Origin of the sequence: Paenibacillus sp. DMB20, from assembly GCF_000987955.1 — a bacterium.
In the GTDB taxonomy this organism is placed as follows: domain Bacteria; phylum Bacillota; class Bacilli; order Paenibacillales; family Paenibacillaceae; genus Paenibacillus_AQ.
The window spans coordinates 377,787-396,320 of sequence record NZ_LAZU01000037.1; the positions used below are offsets into that span (position 1 = coordinate 377,787).

General features: G+C 52.6%; 12 protein-coding genes and 6 pseudogenes. 4 read left to right on the plus strand and 14 right to left on the minus strand.

Going from position 1 to position 18,534, the window contains the following annotated elements; translation table 11 throughout:
* Positions 1–122 precede the first annotated feature (122 nt).
* The 8 genes and pseudogenes from XI25_RS22425 to XI25_RS22460 all read right to left on the minus strand — a co-directional run bounded on the left by XI25_RS22425 (position 123) and on the right by XI25_RS22460 (position 8,217).
* On the minus strand, positions 123–1,010 hold the full coding sequence (locus XI25_RS22425; RefSeq protein WP_046680308.1) for a PHP domain-containing protein: 888 nt from the start codon (positions 1,008–1,010) through the stop codon (positions 123–125).
* A gap of 123 nt (positions 1,011–1,133) precedes the next feature.
* Positions 1,134–1,572: pseudogene (locus XI25_RS22430) on the minus strand (hypothetical protein).
* A gap of 214 nt (positions 1,573–1,786) precedes the next feature.
* Positions 1,787–2,041 (minus strand): annotated as a pseudogene (locus XI25_RS35145) (YlbG family protein); the annotation flags it as partial.
* A gap of 44 nt (positions 2,042–2,085) precedes the next feature.
* The gene (locus XI25_RS22440) at positions 2,086–2,523 is read right to left on the minus strand and encodes a YlbF family regulator (protein ID WP_046680309.1); all 438 of its coding nucleotides are present in this window, start codon (positions 2,521–2,523) and stop codon (positions 2,086–2,088) included.
* Between the two features lie 186 nt (positions 2,524–2,709).
* Complete coding sequence (locus tag XI25_RS22445; protein ID WP_052759712.1) at positions 2,710–4,608, minus strand: helicase-associated domain-containing protein; 1,899 nt, start codon at positions 4,606–4,608, stop codon at positions 2,710–2,712.
* Complete coding sequence (locus XI25_RS22450; RefSeq protein ID WP_046680310.1) at positions 4,605–6,353, minus strand: DNA repair helicase XPB; 1,749 nt, start codon at positions 6,351–6,353, stop codon at positions 4,605–4,607. Before XI25_RS22450 ends, XI25_RS22445 begins: the two co-directional genes overlap by 4 nt.
* A 153-nt stretch (positions 6,354–6,506) precedes the next feature.
* Positions 6,507–7,688 carry a M20 family metallopeptidase gene (locus XI25_RS22455; protein ID WP_046680311.1) on the minus strand — a complete coding sequence of 394 codons (1,182 nt, stop codon included), beginning with the start codon at positions 7,686–7,688 and terminating at the stop codon, positions 6,507–6,509.
* A 28-nt stretch (positions 7,689–7,716) separates the two neighbouring features.
* Positions 7,717–8,217 carry an NUDIX hydrolase gene (locus tag XI25_RS22460; protein ID WP_046680312.1) on the minus strand — a complete coding sequence of 167 codons (501 nt, stop codon included), beginning with the start codon at positions 8,215–8,217 and terminating at the stop codon, positions 7,717–7,719.
* 283 nt (positions 8,218–8,500) lie between these two features.
* On the opposite strand from XI25_RS22460, the pseudogene XI25_RS22465 reads away from it, so the two are divergent.
* Both XI25_RS22465 and ftsW read left to right on the plus strand, forming a co-directional pair.
* A pseudogene (locus tag XI25_RS22465) lies at positions 8,501–8,849 on the plus strand (YugN family protein).
* A 9-nt stretch (positions 8,850–8,858) separates the two neighbouring features.
* Positions 8,859–10,076, plus strand: coding sequence for a putative lipid II flippase FtsW (gene ftsW / locus XI25_RS22470; protein WP_082112469.1), 1,218 nt, complete (start codon positions 8,859–8,861; stop codon positions 10,074–10,076).
* Between the two features lie 168 nt (positions 10,077–10,244).
* Here the strand turns inward: ftsW and XI25_RS22475 are convergent.
* Positions 10,245–10,632, minus strand: a pseudogene (locus tag XI25_RS22475) (Asp23/Gls24 family envelope stress response protein).
* 266 nt (positions 10,633–10,898) lie between these two features.
* On the opposite strand from XI25_RS22475, the gene cax reads away from it, so the two are divergent.
* Positions 10,899–11,969, plus strand: coding sequence for a calcium/proton exchanger (gene cax, locus XI25_RS22480; protein WP_046680454.1), 1,071 nt, complete (start codon positions 10,899–10,901; stop codon positions 11,967–11,969).
* A 263-nt stretch (positions 11,970–12,232) separates the two neighbouring features.
* Here the strand turns inward: cax and XI25_RS22485 are convergent, their stop codons facing one another.
* The 5 genes and pseudogenes from XI25_RS22485 to XI25_RS22505 all read right to left on the minus strand — a co-directional run bounded on the left by XI25_RS22485 (position 12,233) and on the right by XI25_RS22505 (position 17,230).
* On the minus strand, positions 12,233–12,520 hold the full coding sequence (locus XI25_RS22485; protein WP_046680313.1) for a YlaN family protein: 288 nt from the start codon (positions 12,518–12,520) through the stop codon (positions 12,233–12,235).
* 156 nt (positions 12,521–12,676) lie between these two features.
* Positions 12,677–12,922 carry an HPr family phosphocarrier protein gene (locus XI25_RS22490; RefSeq protein ID WP_046680314.1) on the minus strand — a complete coding sequence of 82 codons (246 nt, stop codon included), beginning with the start codon at positions 12,920–12,922 and terminating at the stop codon, positions 12,677–12,679.
* A gap of 92 nt (positions 12,923–13,014) precedes the next feature.
* Positions 13,015–14,131 (minus strand): annotated as a pseudogene (locus tag XI25_RS22495) (aminopeptidase).
* A 122-nt stretch (positions 14,132–14,253) separates the two neighbouring features.
* Positions 14,254–15,093, minus strand: coding sequence for a hypothetical protein (locus tag XI25_RS22500; RefSeq protein ID WP_052759713.1), 840 nt, complete (start codon positions 15,091–15,093; stop codon positions 14,254–14,256).
* 157 nt (positions 15,094–15,250) lie between these two features.
* Positions 15,251–17,230, minus strand: coding sequence for a sensor domain-containing diguanylate cyclase (locus tag XI25_RS22505; RefSeq protein ID WP_046680315.1), 1,980 nt, complete (start codon positions 17,228–17,230; stop codon positions 15,251–15,253).
* A gap of 533 nt (positions 17,231–17,763) precedes the next feature.
* Here XI25_RS22505 and rpsD point away from each other — a divergent pair.
* Positions 17,764–18,364: pseudogene (gene rpsD / locus XI25_RS22510) on the plus strand (30S ribosomal protein S4).
* Positions 18,365–18,534 lie beyond the last annotated feature (170 nt).

Below are 18,534 nucleotides of genomic sequence, written 5' to 3' on the forward strand. Positions count from 1 at the left end.
TTCCATCAGCTCCGCTGATAACTTATAAATTCTATATCTAACAAAAAAGAGCCTAAAAGCATGATCATTCCATGCTTTTAGGCTCTTTTTGCGCGTTATCGCGTCATGAATATCCAAACCGGTTATAGCTGCATCCCGCGGGCCGCCTGCAGTTCCTCCAGCACGGAAGCGGACACGCGCCGTCCGCCGATGTCCCCGTGAAAAACGACTCCCTGCCGTTCGCCGTGATAGTCGGAACCCGCCGTTACGATCAAGCCGAATTCTTCCGCGATCTTCGCATAACGCGACTCCTCTCCGCGTCCGTGATCGGAATGGTACACCTCGATTCCCGCCGGACGCGCTTCCCGCAGGATCTCCCTAACCAGCTCATCATCCCCGTATAAACCGGGATGGGCCAGCACCGGCGTCCCCCCGGCCTCTCGGATCCAGCCGCAGGCCTCCTGCGGCGAAATGCGGGGCTGAGCCGCATAGGCCGGCTTGCCTTGAGCGAGATAACGGTCGAACGCCTCGCGCATGTCCGAAGCGAAGCCTCTTCGTACCAGCGCGTCCGCAATATGAGGTCTTCCGATGCTTTCATCCGGTTTCAGCTCGCGGCCAAGGCCGGCGATGACTTCCTCCATCGTAATATCCATGCCGAGCTCATGCAGGTTGGCTATGATTTTTTGGTTGCGCTCGGCCCTCGTGTTCCTCAAACGAGCCAACCGTTCAAGAAATAGGCCGTCTTCCGGATCGATATAGTACCCGAGAACGTGAATGTCCTTGCCGCCGGCCATGGTGCTGATTTCCACGCCGGGAACGACCGTCACGCCGTACCGGATCCCCGCCTCCAGCGCTTCCCGTACCCCGGCGACCGTATCGTGATCGGTAATCGCCAGCGCGGCAAGGCCCTTCTCCGACGCGAGGCGCACATTTTCCGCCGGCTCGTTCACTCCGTCCGAAGCCCTCGTATGCGTGTGAAGATCGCATTCCTTATTAGCGTTAACATCAGCTGCCGCATGATCGCTTTGCATGATTTCTTAGCCCCTTCCTTCGATTGTGCTTTTTCTTATTGTAACGGACTTGCACCGACTGGCGCGAGTTCAGCTTCACCGCTATACAAAAAAAAGCACCCGCGCTATAATCGCACGTATGCTTTATTTCCGTTTGCGGCTGTTTTTAATCAACGTCATGCGCCGGGAATGGCGCAGCCAAGAGTAATAGGATTTCAAATCGCGGAGTTCGATCGTCTCGGACATCCGGCCCAGGAAAGTGACGATAATCATCCGGTGCAGCGGATTCCCGATCAGATCGCGTTCATGCTCCAGCTCGGAAAATTCCGCGACGACCACCAGGTCCTCGTCTATGAGATACACATCCTGCTCATTCCGGTAATACGGAACGATCCGGTTCTGCTTCAGGCATTCCCACATCCATGCCCCGATCTCTTCGTGCGGCGTATCATTTCCGTTAATCCGGTCGTTATACCGGCTCTTGGCATGGTTGGTTATGACGATATCCGCTATTTTTTTTGTCGTTTAATGTAATGTAAAACGGCTCGTAGGTGCTCCACCGCTCTGTCCCTTTGTCGCGCATGGATAATCACTCTCCACCAAATGGGTCTTTATATCTATGTATATATACCCAACATATTACATCATTCCTCAAATATGCACAAGGCAGAAACTTTTTTTGGATGTGAATAGTTCTTGAATATCCAATAAAGAAAAGCGGCCTTGCGGCCGCCAGATTTACGCATGTATCCAATAGGCAATCCGAACGGTCGAACCCCGGAGAGGTCTACAATCCAAAAAAAACGGGTCTTGTCGGGAACATTGCTGCTGTACTCGGTTTTTATTTCGTTCCTGTACGAGCGCTCAATTTTCCGGACATAGGAAAGCCTTCGAATATTTTTCATGGTATCGTCGGCACGATCAGCGTTGACGTACATGACGACATACTGCATGCGACGTGAGATGTAATGCACGCTGCCGTATTTCTCAAGGTTTCTCGCAGCTTTCACATCACTCACCCAAATAATAAAACCGGTTCGTTCCGCCAACATTCTGGTCCCGCCTCGCTTTCCCCTCTATCTTTTCCTTCCGCCGGTCATCCGCACTGGCAGCCCCCGCCGCTTCCGCATCCTTTCTTGGGAAGCGGATTGTTGCTTGGTACCTTGATGGTATCCGATACGGAAAACGCGATTTTCTCCGACATGTTTAACAGCATGTCATCCAGGTTTTTTTCCGCAAGCTTGAAGCGCGCAACCTCTTCAAAAGCTTCCAGCTCGGCCTCCACCGCCATGACCTTTTCTTTGGCCTCATGATAATTCGGGTGAAAATGGCCGAACCTTTCGGTTTCCTCAAAAAGGACCTTTTGGGCTTCGAGTTTTTTCACCAGAGCTTGAATCTCCGGGTTGTTCTCGACCGCCTGCTTCCAATATAGGTAATCCGCCACCTCGACGGACGCATTGATCATATCGCCCAATTCATAGGCATAGGTGAGCACCTCGGCCATATCGACCGTGTTTATTTCCGATACGCTCATGAACTCATCCCGCTTCTGTATATAGTTTAGGCATACCCGTTAAGGATAGGCCTCTTTTATCATAGCATATGAAGTTGATCATAAGAAGAGGGAAAACCGGACAGACGGCACTTAAGTCGATAGAATGCTTTCGCCGCGAGAGCTCCGTTGAAACGTATTCCCTGATTTCGCATTTTCGGGATCGCATCAAGGAGCAATCGGAAGTTGCAATTTCATTTCCTGCCAGTCTTCTTCCGAAAGCTCGGCAGGGGAGGAAGTTGACGACTCCGGTTCATACAGTTCGCCCAACACCCTCCATGGATTGCGCAGCATGCTTTTCGGGATGAATTTCTTCTTACCGCTCTCGAAGCCTAGTTCAACGGCAGCCCTCCAATCAAGGGCAAGCTCCATGATTTCCCTGGCGGTCGAACTGTGATAGCTGCGCCAATCCCGGGTCCACATGAGCGGAATTTTGGTTATGCCCGGGAACAGCGACAGCTTGTCCGGAATTTCCTGATCCGGCTCGTAGAAATGTACTGTACGCCCGCTGTATACGATGCCCGCAGCAGAAATCGGGTCATATCCGCCATTCATGTAACGGTTCGGGTTATTCTTCCCGTTATCCATGGCAAACAGCCCCGACTCCGGCAAGCCGGAAATTTGGCCGAAACCGCCAACTCCGCGTTTGGGCGGAAGGCCGAAAGATGTCAAAAGCTTGCGGATTTCCGGAAGCTGATCCGGCTGAACGGCAAAAAACAGCGGTCCCAGCCGGTGAATCCGTCCGGCAATCTTGGGGTGGCGAGCTATCCGCTCCGCTTCCTCCGCCGTCTCGCATTGCAGGACCGTGATCTCCGCAAAGGCGGTTCTGCCTACTTCCCGCCCCCATTGCTCCAGGGCGTTCGCGACATTTTCGGGAACGCCGGACGCCGATTGCCGCTCGATAAACCGCATGACCTCCCCCGGGCTCATGCCAAGGTCGGCAGCGGAGGTTACCGAGCTTTTGGTAAGCCGGTAAACCGACATATGGTCATCGGATACCCGCTCGGCGCATAACGCCAGTTGCCATCGCACGGTAAACGGGGTGCCGGGCGGTACAAGCACCTCGTAATCCGGCTGGACAAAAAGAAATCCCTCGATCCCATTGACCGCATCCAAGGCTCTCTCTTCCGCCTTCAGCAGGCTGCGTCCCGAAAGCTTCCAGCGGATCAGCAGGCTCCCGCCCGGGGACACTCCGGAATCGGCAAATCCCGCTCCTGCCAGAAACCGCACCCATCCTCGGGCCTCTTCCTTCAAAGACGGAAGGCGTTCTGCCCTGACCATGCCGGCCGCTTCCATCCCTTCCAGAAGCCTGTCGACGTCGTGCCACGCATCCGCCTTCAAGCTTTCAAGGCACAGCAGCCGCCTGAAATGCTGGCTTTCCGGTTGGTTGCCGCCGTACCGTCCCATCATGTTTTGAAAAAGTTGCCTGTTCATCTCCTCCTCCGGCAGCTCCAGCCATTCCTTCAAAGCATCCTCCTGCAGGGTCAATGAATGGCTTTCATTAACGACCAGTCCGAGATTCAGCATGAGGTCGAGCAGAACGGCAGCCCGGGGAGGGTAGGCCTCCTCATGGGCGTATCTCAAACCGATTCGGGAAATCTCTGTTCCGGTGATTCCGCTGTCCGTGTCTTCCAGCTTCGAAACATGCTTTTTATGCACGGTGCCCTTTGACGTAAGCGGAAGGCCTTCATTCCTGGAGACGTAAACCAGGGCATTAAAGAGATCCAGCGCCAATCCGGCCTTGGCCTCTTGCTCCGTCGCGTCTGCAGAAACATCAACCGTGCCCTCCGGAATCGTGAAGAAGATTTCCTGCAGAAAAGGCAGCCTGTCTTCGGGAATAAAGTACAGCCGCTCTCCCCAAGCTTTTTTAACCGCCTTGATCCAGCCTTCTTCCCGAAGCTCCGCAAAGGAAACCAGCACCTCGGCCCCGCATAGGGGCGGAACGTCCAGTTTCTTAAGTTTATCGTCATCAAAGGGCTGGCCCGCGAAAGCACGCCAGATTCGGCTCAGCACTTTCTCGTTCGCCCCGGAAAGACCGGGCACATCCTTCGCCTGAATAAAGCTCATGTTGTTTCAGCCGCCTCCTTACGGGATCCGAATAAAACCCTCTCTGCCGGAAGACGGCTGCCGATCGAAGACATCGTCTCCGTCCGGTATTGGTAGCCCTGTTCAATGAGAAAAAGCTGGCGCCGAAGCGCAAATGCCTCCTCCCGGCTGTCCTGTGACACAAGAGCATAAAAATAAGCCCGGTTATCCCCGCTTTTCGGCCGCAGAATGCGCCCCAGCCTTTGCGCCTCCTCCTGCCGGGAGCCGAAGCTTCCGGAAACCTCAATGGCGACGGAAGCGTCGGGCAAATCCACGGCAAAGTTAGCCACCTTCGAGACGACGAGCGCGCGGATATCCCCTCTGCGGAAAGCTGCGTAAAGCTCTTGTCGCCTTGGCTGCGGCATTTGGCCGGATATAAGCGGAAGGTCCAGACTTGCGGAAATGTCCTTCAGCTGATCGAGATATTGGCCGATAATCAGCGTCTGGGCCTCGCCGTGGCGCTCCATAAGCCGCTTTACGGCATCCAGCTTGGCCGGATTTTCCGATGCCAGCCTGTATTGTTCGCGGGTTCCCGCGCAGAGGCATTTCTCCCTGACTTGATCCGGGAGCGGAATTTTCATCTCCACGCATTCCACGGAGGCGATCCACCCTTTTTCCTCCAGCGTCTTCCAGGGCATTTCGTAACGCTTGGGACCGATCAGGGAAAACACGTCATGCTCCCTTCCGTCCTCCCGCACCAGCGTAGCGGTGAGGCCCAGCCGCCTCGTCGCTTGAATATCCGCCGTCGCCCGGAAGACCGGAGCGGGCAGCAAATGGACTTCGTCATAAATGATCAACCCCCAGCTGCGTTCGTTGAACAGCTTCATATGGCGCAGCTCGTCCTCCTTGCCGTGCCGGTGGGTCAATATTTGATAGGTCGCCACCGTAACCGGCTTTACCTGTTTGCTGCTCCCCGTATATTCGCCGATTTCGGCTGAAGTTAGGGTCGTCTTGTCCTCAAGCTCGGCCATCCACTGGCGGACCGAGGTTGTATTCGAGGTCAAAATCAGCGTTTCGCACTGCAGCTCCCGCATGGCCGCCATCCCGACGATCGTTTTTCCGGCACCGCAGGGAAGGACCAGCACGCCGCTTCCGCCCAGCCCTCCGCTGTCCCGAAACGTCCCGGCCGCCTCCTGCTGGTAGTCCCGAAGGGAAAACCGTTCCGCTTGGCCCGCTCCTCCTTCCTCTCCCCGCCAACGGATATGCAAAAACTGGCCGTCCTGGTAGCCCGCATAATCCAGCACCGGATAACCGAGACGGGTCAATTCCTGCTTCAGCATGCCTCTTAGCCCGGCAGGGACTTCCGCTTCGGTATCCGATACATAGCGTAAACGAGCCGCGTCAAGCAAAAGCTTCCGTTTTACTTCCTCCATCGTTTTCGAACTGCATGCGCGGAGAATCAGGCCCCCCGGTTTTCCCGGATGCTTTAAGAGAGACAGCTGGCCGTATCTTTCGATCAGGCGGTTTATATCTTCCAGCAGGGCGGCGGGGACATTCCAGCGGGACAGCGACTGAAGGCTTTCCCGGATCCGTCCGGCCGACCACCCCGCCGACGCCGCATTCCATAAAGATAAAGGAGTAATCCGGTATGTATGAAAGGACGGAGGACTTTTGACCAGATCGGCATACTGCGAAATCTGTTCCCTGGCTTCTTCAAAGCCGGCATGGTTTACCTCCAGCAAAATGGTCCGATCGCGCTGAACAATGCAAGGCCTTTCTTTCGTCATTCCCATTCCCCCTTGATATTCCATAGCGTCGTTCGCAAGCAGAAAAATGTTTCAAAAAAAAGAAGTCCCTACCCGCGTGAACGGATATGAACTTCCCCAAGCTTACTGTTCCCAATATATCCCGATTCCATGCATCGGAACAAATCCTTGCCCCTACGACTGCTCCGGCTCATTCTGATAAGCTTCCACCATATGAACCATCAGCTTCAGGCCGTGCAGCATGGCATCCTCGTCAAAATCAAACTTCGGGTGATGATGCGGATAAACGGCATTTTTCGCTTCATTTCCGGCACCCACAAACATGAAGCATCCGGGGATCTTTTGCAAATAATAAGCAAAATCCTCGGCGGGCATGATTTTGGGCGCCAGCAGAACATGTTCCTTCCCGAAGACTTCCGGAGCCGTCCGGAAAAAGCGTTCAGCCTCGGCTTCGTCATTCACGACCGCAGGATATCCCGTCAAATACTCCATCGACATCTCCGTTCCATAAGCCTCCGCCGTGTTCCGGGCGATTCTTTCGATCCGGGCCCCGATCAGCTTTCGCGTCTCTTCATCGAACGTTCGGACCGTTCCGGTAATTCGGCAGCGGTCCGCAACCACGTTTTGGGCGGAGCCTCCCTGGATCGTCCCGACGGTGACGACCGCCGGCTGAAGCGGATCGACCGACCGGCTGACAATGCTCTGCATCTGCATGACAAGCGCAGATCCGGCCACAACGGCATCGGCCGTCACATGCGGCATGCCTCCGTGTCCCCCGCGGCCGGTGATATCGATAAAAAACTCATCCGCCGCCGCCATGACCGGCCCCGCCGCACTGGCCGCCGTCCCGATCGGGAACGGGGTCCACAGGTGCAGACCGTAAACGACGTCCGCCCCATCCAGCGCCCCGGCCTCGATCATTCCCAGCGCGCCGCCGGGACACACCTCCTCCGCCGGCTGGAACATGAAGCGGATCTCGCCGCGGACCTTTTCTTCCATCGCTTTAAAGTAAGACGCAGCCGCCAGCAAAATGGACGTGTGTCCGTCATGGCCGCAAGCATGCATGGCCCCGCTTACCGTCGATTTGTATTCGCAGGTCTTCTCGTCCTGGATCGGCAGGGCATCCATATCCGCGCGCAGGACAACCGTCTTGCCCGGAAGCCCGCCTCTGAGAACCGCCATGACGCCATGTCCCCCCATGCCCGTCTTGACCTCGTATCCCATTTCCTTTAGGCGCGCTTCAACATAAGCGGACGTTTTTTCCTCATGAAAGGAAACCTCGGGGTGTTGATGCAAATAACGGCGCCACTCCACCATCTTCGGAAACAGCTGTTCCAAACAAACGTCTTCATTCATTTCGATCCATCCTTCCCACTTAAGCGGCTCAATCTCTCTCCAGCAAACCGCGGAGCGTGCACAACAGCAGCGCGTGTCCCAGGGCGGCGTCATGGCAACCGCCGTCCCTTAAATTCCGGTAAACCTCTCTCAGAGGCACCCAAACGGGCACATCCTCGTCGTTGGCCTGCCGCAGCTCCGCAACCTTTTTCACGTCTTCCGTAAAATAGAAAAACACTTTCCTGTTGGCAAGCGACGCCATGGGGTAAGCGCTTCCCAAATATGTAATCTCCCCGCACAGCACGCCGGTTTCTTCCTCAAGCTCCCTCTGAACGGCAAGAGTCCTATCCTCTCCCGGTCCAACCGTTCCGCCGGGCAGCTCCAGGGTATGTTCCCCTACAGCCTCGCGGTACTGGGACACCAGCATGATGCACCCATTGTGGATGACCACGACGGAAGCGGATTCCGGGATCAGGTCAAACACAACGATTTCATTCGTCTTCGTCTCTTCAACGGCATAATATTCCGTTTCATAAATGATTCGGTTCATGGCGGTTTCTCCTTTTCTTATGAGCTGTTCATAAGATTATATAAACCTTTCGGAGTCAACCGCCGACGCCGCTTCTTATCCATCGACCCCATTGTATCAGAAAAACGGCGGCTCTAATACTTCAAAATGGTCGAATTCCGAACTTCCCGGCCCTCCGGTTCCCCCTTGTTCCGTCCATGCCCGGCCTCCGTTTCGCAAGCCCCGCGGGCTTGCACAAGTCCAGGAAACATACTATCATATTTAAAGAACTTTGTAGGGACATATTAAGGGGGTTAATAACGCCATGATTTTTGAAAATACTGGCTTGGACGGATTAAAAAGTGATTTGGCATTTCTGGATGAAACTGCCGAAAAGGTGGGCTTTATCCGCTGGCAATGGGAATACTACCGCGCTACATACGATTTGAAGATCGAGGACAAAAAAAAGCGATGAGAACTACTACCTGCGGATCAACACCCGCGCCGTGGAAGGAAAGCTCGAAAAGCCCGATGCCGTGCTTCAAATTGAAGCCGTTTACCTCGGCAGAGCGACGTTCCCTCACGGGCTGGAGTACGAATCCCCTGCCCCGCAACCGGTGCTGAATATCGCAACCAAAAAGCTGCAGGAGCTGAAAACGCTTCTTGAAGCGTAGAGCCGGCTTATGAGTAATACTAAACCACAGCCGAAGAGAGGGACGCCGGATTTTCAGCTGTTGATCCTTACCTTGCTGTTGGTGGGATTTGGATTGATCATGGTGTTCAGTTCCAGCTCAAGCTTGACTGTCATTAGCGAGAAATTCGGCTATGACCCGCTGTATTTTACCAAGCGGCAGCTCATCTTCGCCGTTATCGGCACGTTTGTGATGCTGGTCGCCATGAACATCAATTACAAGAAATATAAAAAAGCTCTTTTTTCCCGTTTTTTTCATAACTTTGATATTGCTCATTCTCGTCGTCTGATCGGCAAGGCTACGAATGGCGCCGCCAGCTGGTTTAACCTCGGCAAGCTTGGCATCCAGCCGACCGAGCTCGCCAAAATCGCAACCATTGTTTACCTGTCGGCCCTGATCACGAAAAAAGGGGAGCGGATCCGCCAGTGGAAGGGCGGATTCTTCCCGGTGCTGATTATCGTCGGCGTCGTGGCCGGCCTGATCATGCTGCAGCCCGATCTGGGATCCACCTTCATTCTGGTGGCGACAAGCGGGCTGGTCATCTATGCCGGCGGCGCAAGCATCAAGCATATCACCGCCTGTATTTCGCTCGTTGCCCTCGGATTGGCGCTGACGATCGGCGTAGGCTCCCTGTTCGACGCCGTATCGGGCGGCGGGACCCAGCAGGCCGATGGCAGCAACTACAAAATGGGCCGAATCGAGGCGTATCTCGATCCGTTCAAGGATCAGTCGGGCACCGGCTACAACCTTGTTCAATCCCTCATTGCCATTGGGCAGGGCGGAATTACGGGCGCGGGCTACGGCGAAAGCGTGCAGAAGCTGCATTACCTGCCGAACCCGTACAACGACTTTATTTTTTCCGTCATCGGCGAGGAATTCGGTTTTATCGGCACGACGATCTTTTTGCTGCTCTACCTGTACTTCATATGGAGGGGCATCATCGTTTCGCTGCGCTGCCCCGATCCCTTCGGAACGTTGACGGGCATCGGCATCATGGGCTTGATCGCGATCCAGGCGTTTATCAACATCGGGGGCGTGACCAACACCATTCCGATTACGGGCGTAACCCTTCCCTTCATCAGTTACGGTGGCTCCTCGCTGCTCGTGATGATGCTTGCCATGGGAATCATGCTGAGCATCTCTAGGGAGAGCAATCGGCCCGTACAGGAGGAAAAGGTGAAGTCCGTGGTGCGAAAAAACGTCCTATAACGTGCCGGGCAGAAGATCATAATCCGCATGATGCGAAATTTATTTAGGCAAGGTCGTTAGGGGAGTTTGCGTTGTTTCAGCTCCCTCGTCCTTTAAAAAAGACTACCGGGTGTCCGGTAGTCTTTTTTCTTGGTTATTTTTTTTGTCGAACTGGCGGGCCATGCCCGCTTATTTAGCCCGGCTTGAGATGTCCTCAATTTCGTCATCCTTAAAGGAAACGCCTTCGACTTTAACGTTAACCTCAACGACCCGGAGCCCCGTCATGCTCTCTACCGCTTCGCGGACGTTCTGTTGGAGCATGCGGCAAACTTCATGTATGGGTGTCTCGTACAGTACGATAATGCGCAGGTCAATCGCAGCTTCCAACTGGCCTACTTCCACCGTTACGCCTTTTTTGCACGTTTTTGCCGCTGAGACGTTTAGCCCAGCCTTCGGACAATCCTCCGGACATCGCGGCGATCCCGGGGGTTTCCAAGGCCGCCATTCCTGCAATTTTCGAGACGACATCATCCGATATCCGAATTAAACCGTTATCCAGTTGAAGTTGTTCCGCCATGCCAAAATCCTCCTTCACCCTCATTATCCGTATTGTAAATCCTAACCGGTATAAAAAGCAAATCCGTGTTTATTTTAGCGTTTATTTCCTCGAAATTTTTGGGTATAGTGTTAAAGGGTAATTCATTATTTACATAAGAAAAACATCTGTCGACGCAAACTAAAAGAAGAAGGCAGACCGCTTTAAGGGTAGTTTTTCTTGCGATGCAAGGAGGCGATAGCTCCGAATTTACTCTCTTACATCTTATTAAAAGGCTGGTGTATTCCTTGAAGAAATGGCTTAGTCCCGCATTATTGATTATCACCTTCCTGCTGAGTGCGGCAGGGCACTTCTTAGGTTGGAACTTTACGCTGCAGTTTATTCTGTCAGCCATCTCGGTTATTTTCGTCGCGGGCTTTCTCGGAAAAGCGACAGAAAGCGTCGCCCATTATGCCGGCCAGCGGCTCGGCGGCTTCCTGAACGCGACCTTCGGCAATGCAGCGGAGCTGATCATCGCCATCCTGCTTGTGAAACAGGGATTATACGATATGGTAAAGGCCAGCATCACCGGCTCCATTATCGGGAACCTGCTCCTCGTTCTCGGTTTGAGCCTGTTCGCAGGCGGCCTCAAATTTAAAATCCAAAAGTATAACGTTACCCTGGCCGGACTGAACGGGTCGCTGATGATTTTGGGCATTATCGCCCTTTTCATTCCCGCGGTGTTCATGAACACCCACTCCATCACCGAGTCGGACACGAAGTTTTTGAGCTTGGTTGTAGCCGGCATTCTCATTGTCTCCTATCTTGCCTGGCTCTTCTTCTCCATGATCACGCACAAAAACTACCTGGCTGACGTCAGCGACGAAAGTGCGCAGGAACTTCCTCACGAGCATGCCCCTACCTGGTCCAAAGGCCGCTCCGTCCTGTACCTCATTGTTGCGACGGTGATGGTTGCTTTTGTCAGCGAATGGCTTGTCGGCGTCCTGGAGCCCGTCAGCCACGAGTACGGTCTCAGCGAGCTGTTCGTCGGCGCGTTTCTGGTCGCGATTGTCGGCAACGCCGCCGAGCACAGCGCGGCAATTATGCTGGCCATGAAAAACAAGATCGGAGCCGCCGTCGAGATTGCCGTGGGCAGCAGTCTCCAGATCGCGTTGTTCGTGGCCCCTGTATTGGTGTTTATCAGCTTTTTCATGGGCAACACGATGGATATCGTCTTTACCACCATCGAGCTCGTGGCGATCGGCGTAGCCGTCTTTATTGCCAAGTCGATTACCCAGGATGGTTCAACCAACTGGTATGAAGGGCTGATGCTTCTGGCCGTCTATGTCATTCTGGGCTTTTCCTTCTATTTGGTGTAAGGCAGACTAGGCGCGCAAAAAGCGTCCGGCGAACAGAAAATCCGCCGGACGCTTTTTTTTTTGCGTTTATACTTTCTTATCTCTTAAGAAAAACGTCTATCGACGCACATTTTCAAGGGGAAGCCAGACCGCATATAGCGGAAGTTTTTCTTGCGATATAAGGATGGCAAACCTCTGAAGTTTGTACTTTCTTATCTCTTCAAAAAAACGCATGCCATCCTTCCCTACGCATGCGTTTCTATGTATCGCCTGTCTAGGACAGGCTACTCTGCTTGATTCATGGCTTCATACAACAGAGCCAGGTTGCGTTCCAGCTTGCTTAACAGCTGTTTCCCTGCAGCTTCAGGAAGAAGTCCGGCACGTACCGCAAAGTCGACCTCTCTCGAAAACCCGTACATTTGGGTATCCAGCACTTCCTCATAGAGAGGGCAGTAACGGGTTGCCAGATTCTCCATCTGCACTTCAATGAGCTTTTGAATTTTATCTGCATCTTCATGTAGAAGACTGATCGCTTTAAGATTCAGCTGTTCCTGCAAATCAGATGAAGTCATGATCTTCCCCCCTATGTCAATATCACAGCACGGTTACTACCTCTAATATTAGACGAAATCGCAAGTCAATACAAGGACCAGTTCTAAAGTACCCGTTAATGCGCCTGATCATTAAAAAACACCTTTCCTGAAAAAGGAAAGATGTTTTTTCGGAAACTACTCGGCTACTACGTTTACATTCAAGCCGTGCTTGTTAAATACGTCGATCATCGCTTTTTTCGCTTCATCGGCATCCGGCCCGTGAACATGCAGTTCATAGCTCTGATGGCTAACCAGCGTAGTGAACAAACCGAGAATGCTTTTAACGTCGATGTACTTGTTTTCGGCCTGCAAAACGATCGAGGAAGTAAACTGGCCTGCGGTTTGGGCGATTTCCACGACCGCTGCATTGTTATTCGACATACGAATCCCTCCGTATCATAAAAATAAAAACCATTGCTTCATTGCTCCTTCATGATACATTGAATCCGTTTTCCCATGCAACCTATTTTGTCTTATTTTAAATTTTCCGGGTTTAGCCCTTCGAGCTCGGGAACGACAAACAGGCCGTCCTTGCGGATCAAAACGTCGTCAAAGTATATTTCCCCGCCGCCATATTCCGGACGTTGGATCAGGACAAGATCCCAGTGAATGGATGAGCGATTGCCGTTGTCCGTTACGTCATAAGCTTGACCTGGCGTGAAGTGAAGGCTGCCCGCGATTTTCTCGTCAAACAGAATGTCCTTCATCGGAGACAGAATGTACGGGTTGAATCCGATCGCAAACTCGCCGATATAGCGCGCGCCTTCATCGGAATCGAGAATTTCGTTAAGACGGGCGGTATCGCTGCCGGTAGCTTCTACGATTTTTCCGTTCTCGAAGCGGAATTTGATGTTTTCAAACGTCACCCCGTTATACAGGGTCGGCGTGTTGTATGAGATCGTGCCGTTAACGGAATCCCGTACCGGTGCGGTGTAAACTTCGCCGTCCGGAATATTTTTTTTGTCCGGAGCATTTCTCCGCGCCGATGCCCTTGATCGAGAAGCTGAGGTCGGTTCCCGGACCGATGATGCGGACTTTATCGGTCTTTCTCATCAATTCGGCCAGCGGGTCTTGGGCACGGTCCATTTTGGAGTAATCCAGGTTGCACACGTCAAAGTAAAAGTCCTCAAAAGCCTCCGTGCTCGTGTTTGCAAGCTGTGCCATGCTTGCGTTTGGATAGCGCAGCACGACCCATTTGGTGCGCTTAACGCGTTCCTCGCTATGTACGGAATGCTGATAGATCGAGTTGTAAAGCTTCATATTTTCTTCCGGAACGTCTGACAGGTCGTTTACATTCTCGCCGGCACGGATGCCGATATAGCAGTCCATCTTCTTCATCCGTTCCAAATCCAGCTCGGCCCATAAAGAAAGCTGTTCCTTCGTTGCATTTTTCAGCATGGCGCGTTGCACCGTTCTGTCTGTCAGCTGGACAAAAGCATGCCCGCCCTTCTTGCCTACTTCTTCAATGATGGCATTAAGCAGGTCGCGCTCGGAACCGATCATTTCGATCAGTACATTTTCGCCCGGCTGCATATCTACCGAATAACCGACCAGATTCTCGGCCAGCTTCTGAATTCTTGGATCACGCATGGGTTGTTCCCTCCTTGAGCTGATCCGCTGCCCTATGCCCAAACAATTGAACAGCGGTTAAATTTCATTCCTATATTGTAGCACGGCAGATCGTTCGCGTCAGCCGGGGGTGGGCAAGGGTTTTATTTGTAACCCGAAAAATGAATTTCGGTTACCAGCGTCTCCATGCGCTGTCGCCCCGACGGATCGGCAAACTCCAGCACCCGCTCCGAGGTCAGCTTCCTAGGCAAGCGGGAGGTTTTATCCACCGTCAAGTGGTATACCGCTGCGGCCTGGCTCTGTTCCAGCATCCGGTTCATCTCACGGTTTTCCCGTTCCCATACGGCAAGCAGCCTTTTCCGTGCCTTTCCGTTCGGTGTGTACAGGATATCTCCCTTCTCGAAGATCCGGCTTCGAAGCTTCTCCATCTGAGCTTTCAGCACCTCTGCCGTCATACGGCGGGAGGCCTCCGGAGTCAATTGGATTCGCAGCACCCTTGTGCCCCGGGCCGCGCCGTATTCCTCTGTAACGGTTTTATCCGATTTTCCGATATATTCAAGCTGTTCCAGCGGATTCAAGCGTGCCATCCAATCCGTATTCGAAAAACCGGCGGTCAAGGCCATCCATTTGCCGTTTTCGTACTTCATTTTCCCCTTCAGTCCATCCATATTCATCCCTCCGGCCGAATAGGCTGCCGTTTTAGGAATCTTGCCGGTTGGATGGGAAGTCGTCAGCGTAAGCAGCCTATGATTTTGCAGTTGGCCCTGGAAGACGACCGCCTGTTTGTAGATTCCGCTGTCATCATTGCGTACGGCTGTTTCTCCCTTGAACGCTAAATCGTCAACGCCGGCCAGCCCGGCCAAAGCTCGGTTAAAATGTTCCTCCGCCGTCATGCGTTCCGTCTGGCAGCCCTGTACAATCATAACCAAACTTACGAAAAGCCACATTTGCCGTGATATAAATTGAAATCTTCCAGCCGTCATCTATGATCATTCCTCCGCTGATTGATGATCTTAGGCTAACCGCCCGGTTCCCATTTATACAAGAATAAAACGACTTCGTCTTTCTTCTTCATTGGCGGCGGCCAAAAAAGGCCTTGCGGATTTGCCGCAAGGCCTAGTGTTTTTTTGTTGTCGCCCGTCACCCGGATTCCTCCGCTTTCTCCACGACGATCCGGTTCCGACCGCTGTTTTTCGCCTCGTAAAGCGCCATGTCCGCACGGTAGAACAATGATTCCACGCTGATCCGGTCATGCGTCCAATTCCACTCCGAAATCCCGCAGGACACGGTAACCTTCGGATCTGTCTCCTCGGCGACCCTCCGGCGAATGCGTTCCGCGACCTGCTGCGTCTGCTCGATTCCGAGTCCGGGCAGGTAAACGGCAAGCTCTTCGCCGCCCCATCTGGCTGGAATGTCGCTTTGCCGGATGGACGTTTTTATGATGCCGCTGACCTGCTTTAGTATTTTATCGCCGCGCTGATGGCCGAACGTATCGTTAACCTGCTTAAACTGGTCGATATCCACCACGATAAGCGAACCGCAAAAATCCCGGCTTTGGCACTCATGTATCGCCTCATCCAAATAGTGGCGGGCATACAGCTCGGTCAGCATATCCCGATTGGCCATCCGCCTGACTTCGGCATGAAGGGATGCATTCCCGACAGCCAGTCCGATGTGGCTTGTCAAAGCCTGAAGCAGACGGTAATTGTCGTAGGAGAAGTAATGCTTTTTTCTATGGGTCAGGAGTATGACTCCCCGCACTTCTCCGTTCACCGTAAGCGGCGTGGCAATCATGGAGCTTGAGCCCGTCGTTTCCATCAGCCTCGATTCGGCGGGCCGCTCTTCCATGTAATTCGACAGGATCAGCGGCTCCTTGGAATGGTACACGATTCCGGCCAGTCCGTAATCTTTTTCGAACACTTCTTTCGTCAGCCACGATGCATTGCACGATACGACTTCAAGTCCGCCCAGCTCCTCATTGTGGCTCATAATGCAGCAGTATTCCGCCTCAAGTAATTTGCGCAGCTCCTGATTGGCAAATTGATAAATGTCGGTCAGCTTCAGGCTTTTGTTCAATCGCTGGGTCAGTTCGTTAATGATCCTCAACTCATGGATCATCAGGTTGGATTGCTCGTACAATTTGGCATTTTCAAAGGCTGTTCCGGCAGCGTCGGCCATCATTCCTAGCAGCTCCAGATCCATCTCTTCCATTAAAACGGAGTCGACGTCCACATGAAGAACGCCGTAAACCCCCTGTTTGCCTCCTACGGGCACGCCGATTTCAACCCTGCCCTCTTCAGCCCTCCGGTTTACCGTTAAAGTCCCTTCCATAAAAGTGCGGACATAGACTTCCTCCTGCCAATGATGCAGAAGCAGCGGGCGGACCAGAGGATGGCTGCTATGATGATCCTGGGACATAAACAGCCGTACTCCCGCATTCGGATAAAGGTCGAGGACGCTGTCCAACACTTCCGTGAGCACCCCGTCCACATCGATCTGGGCATGCATCCGCTTGACGTATTGGAACAGGATTGAACGCCTGCGCGCTTCCTTTGCCGCCTGGTCATACACCTTTTCCAGATCGGAAACGAATATATGCTCAAACCTGCGGTAAAAGCAGGACTTCAGCAAAAGCGCCGCCGATTCCGTCATCATCCGGGCTTTCTCTATGGCTGTTCCTGCCGGCGAAACGCTGACTAAAACGGCAAACAATTCATTGCGATTTCTGGTAAACAAGGGGACTGCGCATACGTTCTTTCCCCCCAAGCGTTCTTCACTGAAGCCTGCTGCCGCTGCTCTATTCTCCAAAGCACTTCGGAGCGTGCCGTCATCGCCCGCGGAAAAGTAGGGCTGCAAGACAGGATCCCCGGCAAGCCAATTTCCTTCCCGGCACACGATGCACCAGTCGCTTTTCAGTACGAATTCCAGTCCGCCGCTCTCCTTCTTCCACTCCCAAAAGCTTTCCTCAAGCAATGGCTGAAGATATGGCAAATCCGAAAGGGTAATATCAAGATTCTGAGGCCACTTATGGAATTCTTGTTTTGGGTCTCGCCCGGAACCATAATACAAGGCCGTAGAACCGGGAGAGCTTGCAGAAACCTTCCGTTGTTCTTCTGACATAAAAAGGGCGCTCCTTTGCACCATTATAAAAACCTGACTAAAGACCCAGTCCCCCCCGGTTGAATGCGTAAATCCCCCTTGTCCAGGCTTCGCGGTATCCGCATCTTGTTAAAAGCTGCAATCGCATCGCTGTTCAGCGGTGCAGCCTTAAAAATTCAATATTTATTCAGATAAAAAGAACGATTTAGCATTACCCCTATCTTACTCTTTTCTACCCGGTTTTGCATCAGTTTTTCGGTAATTCGCTCATATTTTTTTAGGTCCTTGGTCCTATCGACAAAATTAGACAAAGTTAAACTTCATGTTAATCTTGACTTTATAGCATCCTTTCATATAATATTTATTGTTGAAAAAGAATGCAAATGCATTCCTTGAATTTGGGCGGAACGTTGTGTCACCCTCACGATATTTGTTGCTGACAGGACAGCGGCTGAACTTTCCCGTCAGATCTTCCGGGTTTTCGGACAGTAGTAAACAAATACGGCGCAAATAGAGCCCTAATGAAACTTTAATTACAAAGGAGTCTATATTAAATGGCACGTTACACCGGTCCTAAATTTAAATTGAGCCGTCGCGTGGGTATTTCCCTCAGCGGTACTGGAAAAGAATTGAAGCGTCCTTTCCCTCCGGGACAGCATGGTCCTAACCAACGGAGAAAAATGAGCAACTACGGAATGCAGCTTCAAGAAAAACAAAAAACTGCGTCATATGTACGGTCTGGGTGAGAAGCAATTCCGCACCCTGTTCGATAAAGCAACAGGTATGAAAGGTATCGCGGGCGAGAACTTCATGTTCCTGCTTGAGAGCCGCCTGGATAACCTCGTTTACCGTCTTGGGCTCAGCAACTCCCGTGCGGGTGCTCGCCAGTTGGTTGCCCATGGCCACGTAACCGTAAACGGCAAAAAAGTGGATATCGCATCCTACGCAGTTACGCCTGGTGATGTTATCGGTCTTCGTGAAAGAAGCCGCGGCCTGTCCGCTATCAAAGATGCTTTGGCTAACCGCGTACATCTTCCGGCTTACCTTGAGTTCGACGAAACGGCTATGGAAGGCAAGTACATCCGCCTGCCTGAGCGTTCCGAATTGTCTCAAGATATCGACGAGAAGCAAATCGTCGAATTCTACAACCGTTAATATTAAGGTCGAAAACCCGGAGCTTTATGCTTCCGGGTTTTTTCGTCTTTTTCAAAACGGATGCGCCAGCAGATTCTTTGTCAAAAAAGATCTTCTCCGGTACATCCGTTTTGCATAAAAATGAAATAATAATTTACAAACATGCCACTCCGACAAGGAAAATTTCCTTT